This window comes from Pedobacter ginsenosidimutans (genome assembly GCF_001442625.1).
Classification (GTDB): domain Bacteria; phylum Bacteroidota; class Bacteroidia; order Sphingobacteriales; family Sphingobacteriaceae; genus Pedobacter; species Pedobacter ginsenosidimutans.
Genome location: NZ_LMZQ01000073.1, coordinates 1 through 7357, shown reverse-complemented (window position 1 = coordinate 7357; position 7357 = coordinate 1). Strand labels below are relative to the sequence as shown.

Annotated in this window: 5 protein-coding genes; all 5 read right to left on the bottom strand. The window is 40.5% G+C overall.

All coding sequences use genetic code 11. The features are described 5' to 3' along the window. Positions 1-2344, bottom strand: a 2344-nt coding sequence (locus ASU31_RS26830; protein WP_057935308.1) for a DUF5695 domain-containing protein, incomplete at its 3' end; no start/stop codon positions are given. A 431-nt stretch (positions 2345-2775) separates the two neighbouring features. Next, positions 2776-4551: an aminopeptidase P family protein gene (locus tag ASU31_RS26825; RefSeq protein WP_057935307.1), complete on the bottom strand. Its 1776-nt coding sequence runs from the start codon at positions 4549-4551 to the stop codon at positions 2776-2778. Positions 4552-4699: 148 nt separating this feature from the next. Then, complete coding sequence (locus ASU31_RS26820) at positions 4700-5167, bottom strand: hypothetical protein (protein WP_057935306.1); 468 nt, start codon at positions 5165-5167, stop codon at positions 4700-4702. Continuing rightward, entirely contained in the window at positions 5164-5652 is a 489-nt protein-coding gene (locus ASU31_RS26815) for a LytR/AlgR family response regulator transcription factor (protein WP_083505561.1), read from the bottom strand. The genes ASU31_RS26820 and ASU31_RS26815 overlap by 4 nt, the downstream gene beginning before the upstream one ends. Before the next feature lie 83 nt (positions 5653-5735). Further along, the gene (locus ASU31_RS26810) at positions 5736-7031 is read right to left on the bottom strand and encodes an esterase-like activity of phytase family protein (RefSeq protein ID WP_057935304.1); all 1296 of its coding nucleotides are present in this window, start codon (positions 7029-7031) and stop codon (positions 5736-5738) included. Positions 7032-7357: the final 326 nt, after the last annotated feature.

Here is a 7357-nt window from a genome sequence, read left to right as displayed (position 1 = left end):
TAATGCCGTCATTTTTTAAGGTCGATGGATAAGCATGAAATGCGGCAGGCGCAAAACCTTCTTGTGTGATATTGGAAATCGAACCCAATAACCCGCCGTAACCAGCTCGCAAAAGATAGAAATCGTCGGGATTTTTACGGTAATCCATTAATACAGGAATGGCATTGAGCGCTGAACCGTAATGATGGATCATCCGTTCGATGCGCGAAAGTTTACCTCCATAAAGAAAATCCCAGTACCGACGGGCATTACCATTGTAGGCCCAATGCGGCACCACAGGCATATAGGCTAATATGGCATCAAGTGTTACATTTGCTTTGTCCTGGTAGCCAAAATAGCTTGACCATACATAAACTTCTTCTTGACCTGTAGAGTCCCAAGGCATTTCACTACCAAAGGGATATTGTAGCGAACGCCAGTGGTTGGCTCGCTTCTTCATTTCATTTTCTAACCTGGTTGCTTCTTCTGTTAGTCCTTCGTTTTTAAGGTCATTTAGGATGAGATAGAAAACTGTGCCTTCCATTTGACCGAACTGTGCGTAATAAGGAGCAATATTAACCATCGCCATACCTGTTTCAGCGGCGTCTATAAGGTGTTGTTTCCAGCTCTGCTCCTCCACAAGGCCACTATAATTACGCGCCAACCGATACATCACCCAATGGGCTGCTGCAACATGCGGATAGTTATAAGACCGGCCAAGGTTATCAGCTTCTTTTTTTGGCCATGCAGACCATGTTTTAAAATTGATATTTGAGGCATAAGTATCTTTAGGGAGCGAATCTGGTGCATAGTAGAACAAGCTCTTTTTTACACCATATTTCTGAGTACCGTTTTTAAGTTGTATTCTTCCAAACATTACACTATCTACAAATTGTTTCAGTTTATCAACTTCTTCTTTTTTAGGTTGTACCAATTGTTTCATTATTGCTCCCAACCACGAACCAGCGCCACCTTCATCGCTTAAACCTGCAATCCATGCCCTATTGTCTTGCGTTACCTGTTGTTTCTTTTCATTATCGTATGTAATAGCTGAAGGACTTCTTTTAAAAATAGGATCAGCCTGGTTAAACCATTGCTTGGTTGTTAAAAAATTACCATAACTAGCAATCACATCACTTTCGGTTTCAATTACCTTATAATTTATACTTTGCTCCAAACCATCTTCGTAGGTAATAGACAATCTTGCTCTTCCCCAGGCATTTCCCTTTACGGAATAACTTTTCCAACCATTTTTGGTTGAACCTAATGCACTTACTTTTAGGGCATTTTCGGGTTGAACCTGAATAGCTTTAATCTTTTTAGGGTAGTTGATAAACAATTTTCCTTCCACATCTTTAGGCAGTACATAACCCGGAACTGATATCGCTACTGGCCGTTTATTTTCGATCAGTTTGCTTTCGATATCTTTTGCTGTTCCAGAAAGAATAAACTGAAGGGCATAACTTCGGCTTTCGCCGGGCTTTAGAAAGGTTGAAGTTGGTGTATTCCATTGCTCGGCATTTTTCCATTCATTTTCGGCATAGGCTTTACTGTATACCATCCACTCATAAAAACCTTCAAAAGCTATCCCTCTTGGTGTCCGGTCATCATTAAGCGGGTTGTAAGCCTCAAATGGCGTATGCCCCAATGGCGTAACAAGCAAAGAAGGTGCATGACCACTTAACCTGGTAACTTGCAGATAACCAGCATCTTTACCGATATATGGATCATAAAAAACATTTTTTGCATGGGTTTGTTCCAATGTTCTGCCTTCGAGAATATTATCGAAAATCATCGGAATACCTAGCGCCCCGATTTCTACGTTTTTATTGCTCTTGTTTTTCAGTTCGAAGCGGAGCACAAGCTTTCCGTTAAGCATTTCCCAGATCCGTTTAACCTGTAGCGGGATATCAGCCGGAAGTGTTGCAGCAAGATCGGCAGCAGCGAGTACATTTTTACCCATAGCAATATTTTTCACGGGGCTTCGTTTTGCGGCTGTGCTATAGCTTTTCCAGGCTTCTTCACCAATGGAGCGTAACTTCAAGTTTATATCGCCCAGGTGATATAAACCATCTGAACTACGCACTTTTAAGCTATCGCTGGGTACAAAATCAAAATCTTTAACCATTTTAGGCTGTAGGCCTGCTACTGTCTGCGATGACTTAACGAGCTTTAGATTAAATGCTCCGGCATTATAGGTCGAAAATCCATTTTCCAGGCCCAGCGTAGACGGCTTTTTGCCTAAAGCAATCCAAGGCGATTGGGCGAGAACTACCTCAATATTTAGAAAAGATAAAATACAGCAAAATATTGCTTTAAAAGTTATTATGGATAAAGTTCTCTTCTTTTTTAGTTTGATAATCATGATGACAATGGAAATTTAGGAATGTGGTTAAATCAAAATTAAAATTTAAAAGATAAAGCGGGCATCGAACTTAAAAATAGCGCAAAATCGGTAAAGAATTGGTGTATTTATGGGGAGTTGGGGCGTCAGGCGGTAAGCATGAAGAACAAAATAGGTTCCCGCAGATTACGCAAAGCACGCAGATTTAATTATTCGCCTGAGGGGAAACCCATCTGTTGGCACTACATCGGATACCTAAACGCGATTGCAGCGGTAGCTTCCGACGTAAAGTCAACACTACAGGGGAAAGCGCGACTAACATTAATTGAAATGCAGGAATTGCTTTCCTATGTCAGATTATTAACCACATAAGAGATATAAGGAAATTTAAGCCGTTTATCACTAAATAGCAATAAAGGTCTTCGACAAGCTCAGACTGACAACACGGATTATTAAATTGGCTTACATTTCTCTTCTAGCCACGCTGCTTCATCTGTTGAAAGAAGTGGCTGAAGCTTCTCAAACACCATTTGATTGTATTGATTTAACCACTCCATCTGATCTGGTGCCAAAAGCGTTTTATTTACGATAGAAGTATCAATAAAACACAACGTCAAGGTTTCAAAAGTGAGAAAATCGCCAAATTCACTGTTACCCTTAGGGATACATAAAACAAGATTTTCGATGCGTACACCATGTTTTCCCGGGCGATAAATTCCAGGTTCGATGGAGGTTACCATTCCCGGTTTAAAGGCAACGTCTACATTGGCCGGGCTAATATTCTGAGGTCCTTCATGTACATTCAGAAAAAAGCCAATACCGTGACCCGTTCCATGCCCAAAATTTATGGCATGTTCCCACAGTGGTTTTCTACAAATAGAATCGATTTGATACCCTTTAGTACCTTCTGGAAAAATTAGTTTAGAACCTTCAATCAGGCCTTTTAGCACCAAGGTATAATCATCGGCCTGGGTTGGTGAGCAATTACCGATAGGCATTACCCTGGTAATATCGGTTGTACCATACAAATACTGGCCTCCCGAATCGACAAGAAACAAACCATCGGCTGTAATTTCCTGATTGCTTTCTGCTGTTACACTATAATGCGGCAAGGCCCCATTGGCATTGTAACCAGCTATGGTATTAAAACTTAAACCAACAAAAGATGTTTGCTCGGCTCTAAACCCGGCCAATTTCTCTGCTGCAGACCATTCTGTAATCTTTTCTTTCCCTAAATGATCTTCCATCCATTTAAAGAACCTGGTTAAAGCAACCCCATCATTTAGCATTGCCTTACGGATGTGGTTAATCTCAGTATTATTCTTTAAACTTTTTAGATGTGTGCTTGGATTAATCCCCGAAACGATTTTAGCACTAGAAGGCAAGCACTGGTACAAGCCAAAACAAGTACGTTTAGGATCGATAAAAACCTGCGCATCTTTTGGCAGATTTTTTAATGCCTCAGCCACCTCAGCATAGGGATGCAAAGTTACGCCCTGCTGATTTAAAGTATCGATATCTGTTTGTGACAATTTTTGCTTGTCGATAAAGAGTTTTACCGCTGCAGGAGCAATTAAAGCAAAACTTAAGGATACAGGATTATAGTCTACATCTTTTCCCCTTAGGTTAAAAAGCCAGGCAATGTCATCAAGCGATGAAATAAAATGATAATCTGCTCCATTTATTTTTAAAGCCGCTTTTACCTCATTTATTTTAGCAGAAATGTTAAGACCTGCAGCTTCTTCGTCTATTAAAAAGGCATTTTCTACAGGTAGCCCTACCCTATCGAGCCAAATGGTGCTGATAAAATCAACGTCAGTTATTTCTATTCCACGCTGGGTCAAACTGTTCTGCATCTCGAGGGCTAAACCTACCGTAATGAGCTGATGGTTAAAACCTACTTTTGCACCCTTTGGCAAAACCTGGCGCAACCAATCGATATATTCCGGCGTATGTGGCACTTTCAACTTTACCAATTCGTATCCAGTATTGTTTAATTGTGTTTCTACCTGCGTAAAATATCGCGAATCAGTCCATAAACCAGCAAATTCCTGAGTAATGACCAGCGTGCCAGCCGACCCTGTAAATCCACAAGCAAAAGGAATGGCTTTATAATGCGCAGGTAAATACTCACTAATGTGTGGATCTGCCGCAGTAATAATATAAGCATCTACTTTTTGAGCAGCCATTAATTGGCGTAAGGTCTGCAATTTTTCTACAAAGGTCATGTTGAGGAAGAGTTTTGTAGGGCCAAATTTAAATATTACATTGACATCAGCGCTTAAACAAACAGGAATTAATGTAAATTTTGAAAACACAGCAGATTCTGTTTGCGCTAGAACCTTTGTTTACCTTTAAGAATATTCAGGACAAATACTAAACGTACCGATCAATTGCAGGCGCTTTTACTACCTCGTAACAATCTGATTTCTGAAAGCACCGTATTTTAAAAACAAGCGCAGATTCTCTTTGTGCCAGCGCATGGATACCCAATGTAAAACGTTGTTGAAAACGTTTGGGGCAAGCCTCTTTACAGCAAATTATTTCGTAACGGTCTTCATTTTCTACGACCACATCAAACACATACTTTGGCCACTGTTTTTTAATCAGATTCGGCAACCAGCTAAATTGTTGCATGTTGATCAAATCCCCCATCCCTTCAATTGCTTTTGGCGGAATATCTCCACCTATAATCTGACTCCACTTCCCTTCAACTTCATCAATAATCCCCAGCACTTTACATCCAGACAGCACCAACCATGGGTCTTCCATGCTTGACCGCATTAACTGATAGGATACATTTTCTAAAAATTCATGTTCAAAAAGGTAATTAAGTTCGATCATAAGCTATTTTCATTTTTTATCGGCAGATTATTAAGTCGTATCAGTTTATCAATGGTACCAGCAAAACGTTTCATTGAGATTGGTTTGCCAAGATAGCATTCAAAGCTGGAATCTATTTTTCTCACCTCATTTTCGAGGTGGGCGGATGCGTAAATCACAAACCTGGCCTTTGAGCGGAGATGTTGGGATAGTTCAGTTCCCTTCATTCCATCCATATCTATATCTAAAAAAAGAAAATCGATTTTATCTCCGGCACTAATTGTTTTTAAGGCATCAAAGGGGTTATTAAAGGCGCTAAATAGTTTTAAAAAACGGATACCTTCAATATAATCGTGAAGTACATCAATCGCGTGCTGTTCATCATCAACAATTGCACAGCTGTAATACATAGGCAAATTAAGATAGGCTGTACAAAGCTTAACAATGTAAACCTCAATTCCTATTGCCAGGCACAAAAAGGGTAAAAGTACGGTAGTAATGGGCATACTAATAAGACAATATATCACAACTTGTACCTTATTTCATGATATAAATTAGCCATGAGTCAATTGACACATGGCTAATTGCTTTAAAGTTTAATTTTAACAAAGTATAAACGGTTTCTATCAACCGAATTTGTTAAAGGCAATATTTTTTGTGCAAAGCCACTTGCACCATTATCCACCACACCAAAATCATCATCGTTAGAAATTACGAGGATATTGCCAGGCAGTAAGGCTAAGCCTTCTGCTTTATCGTGCGGATAAATGGAAGGTAGATCTTTCAACAGGTCTAAAACAATGGTTTTGCTTACAGGGGTAATTCCCGCCGTGTTTAAACCTGCTGCATTGTTCAGTTCTTCCACGGTTTTGCCGCCATAAAGTTTTCCTGTTGCACCGTTGCCGGAATCAGAAATATCGGTAGCACCACTCAGGTCTATTTTGAAAACTTTTTTAAATGTTGCCGGATTACTTGCTGCGCCGCCATACAATCCATCACGTTCTATGGTTAAGAAAGTAGTATTGTTAACGGCAACAATATCGCTCACGCCTGTTAAAGTAGTGTTATCCATCAGGTAAGCATATTGCCTGGTTGCTCCGCTTGCGATATCAAAAGTCAAAATTCTTAATACCATCGAATTAGCAACTGCAGTTTTAGACGGATTGTACATTGGCGACTGCATCATACCCACCAAGGTTTTTCCATCTGGGGTAATGGCCAAACCTTCCATGCCACGGTTTGCTCTTCTATTTGCAAATACAGCTGGAATTTTCCGCCCGCCTGTTCCTGTTCCAAATGGGTTAATGCGCTCTATTGTTTTACCTGAGGCATCGAAATGTACAATATGCGGACCATATTCATCGCTGATCCAAAATGAGCCGTCAGCTGCCCTTACCAAACCTTCTGAATCGATTCCATCGGCACTTGGCGCAATCACCTGTCCATTTAAGTCGTAAGCAGTTTCACCAGAAGCCCCCATTCCCGCAGGGTTTGGAAGTCCGTTTAATTTATTACCAGATGCATTTTTAAGTTCGATGGTTTGTTCGAGCACCAATTTCCCATCTTTCAACCTGAATTTGCCGATCTGTGGATCAAAATCAGGTTTTCCGATAATGATGGAGTTCGCAACCTGTCCGGCAACGTTCGAACCCCTATCGGTTAGCATATAAAAAACATCCGGCGAGTTAGGATCGGCGGCAACTGCTGATCCAAAACCTCCGTTATACACTTTTACGCCAGTAGCAGTTGTGAAAAGCACCGAAGGATCTGAAACTTCTGCAACGGCAGGATAGCTAAATTCCAAAGGGGTTTCTTCGTGGCTTTTTTTACATGATACCATACCGATAGATATGGCTACTATTAAGGTGAGTAGTTCTTTCTTCATTTAATTTTTTTGAACAAAGCAAGGATCTAGATGTGAAGGCAATGTTAAGGGAATAACAAGAATAGTTTCAGGGCTGCCAATAATAAATTCAGCATTCTAAGGGGAGGAGTACATAATGTTAATTCGATTGTCATTCTGAAAAAAGTTACCAACAGCAGAATCTTATAGAAAGGTCGTCATCTCGACTGAAGCACAGCGAAATGTTCCAAAGGAACTCCTTCGGAGGAGAGATCTATAATAGATTTAGCTTCGCTGAGTACTTCGTGGTTCTCGACTGCATTGCACCCGATAGCTATCGGGTCCGCTCGAAATGACGACCGCTTGAG

Coding starts and splice junctions, on each gene's coding strand:
- ASU31_RS26825 (WP_057935307.1), bottom strand. CDS start 4,551: ATGACCTTTGTAGAAAAATTGCAGACCTTACGCCAATTAATGGCTGCT.
- ASU31_RS26820 (WP_057935306.1), bottom strand. CDS start 5,167: ATGATCGAACTTAATTACCTTTTTGAACATGAATTTTTAGAAAATGTA.
- ASU31_RS26815 (WP_083505561.1), bottom strand. CDS start 5,652: ATGCCCATTACTACCGTACTTTTACCCTTTTTGTGCCTGGCAATAGGA.
- ASU31_RS26810 (WP_057935304.1), bottom strand. CDS start 7,031: ATGAAGAAAGAACTACTCACCTTAATAGTAGCCATATCTATCGGTATG.